Below are 1007 nucleotides of genomic sequence, written 5' to 3' on the forward strand. Positions count from 1 at the left end.
ACGTTCAGCCACATCCATGCCATCACGGAGGGGTGGAGCTACCACACCCTGCTGATGGAGTTGTTGGAGTGCTACCGCAGCCTGCGGGGCGGTCACGGTCTGCCCGCCTACGAGGTGCCGGCTGTGCGGTACGCCGACTTCATCGCCGCCGAACAGGCCTCGCTCGCCGACCCGGGTGACCAGTCCTTCTGGCAGGACGTCGTGGGGAGCCACAGCCCATTCGCGCTTCCCGCATCATGGGCCGCGCCGGAGGAGGCGCCGCGTGAGCGGGAGCATGTACGGGTGCCTTACTCCGACTTGGAGGAAGGGCTGCGCAGGCTCGCCACCGAGGCGCGGACCTCGCTGAAGAGTGTGCTGGTGGCCGCGCATCTGAAGGTGCTGGGCATGCTGACGGCGGAGGAGGCCTTCCACACGGGTGTGGTCTATCACGGCCGTCTGGAGGCGCCGGGCGCCGACCGGGTGCTTGGCATGCACCTCAACACGCTCCCGTTCCCCGTGGTGAAGGGGGCGCGGACCTGGCGTGAGCTGGTGGAGCAGGTCTACCGCCAGGAGACGGAGATCTGGGCGCGCCGCCGTTACCCGCTGCCCGCCATCCAGCGTGCTGCGGGCGGCAGCGGTGATCTGTTGAGCGTTCTGTTCGAGTACCTCGACTTCCACCAGGTCGACACCGACAGCATCGACGCCGAGGCGACCATGGGAGCCGGCGGCAACGAGTTCGGGCTCAACGTCATCTGCCGCGCCGGCCACGTCAAGCTGAGCTGCCCGAACGATGTGATCGACGGGGGGCATTTGGATCGGCTGGGTGGGATGTACCGGTCGGTGCTGGAGGCGATGGCGTCGGATGTGGACGGGGATGCGCGGGGTGTGTTCCTGTCGGAGGCCGAGCGTGGGCTGCTGCTGGGTGCGTGGGCCCAGGGCGGTACGGCCGTGTGGCCCGGGGGGCTGGTGGTGGACCGGTTCGAGGCGCAGGCCGTCGCGACGCCGGATGCGGTGGCGGTGGTGGTGGC

1 protein-coding gene is annotated in these 1007 nt (G+C 69.3%); it reads left to right on the forward strand.

Annotation, left to right across the window (positions count from 1 at the left end; translation table 11 throughout):
- A partial coding sequence (locus ACFWBB_RS42640; RefSeq protein WP_385284718.1) for a condensation domain-containing protein occupies positions 1 to 1007 on the forward strand: 1007 nt, incomplete at both ends.

Origin of the sequence: Streptomyces sp. NPDC060000 (assembly GCF_042737375.1) — a bacterium.
Lineage (GTDB): Bacteria > Actinomycetota > Actinomycetes > Streptomycetales > Streptomycetaceae > Streptomyces.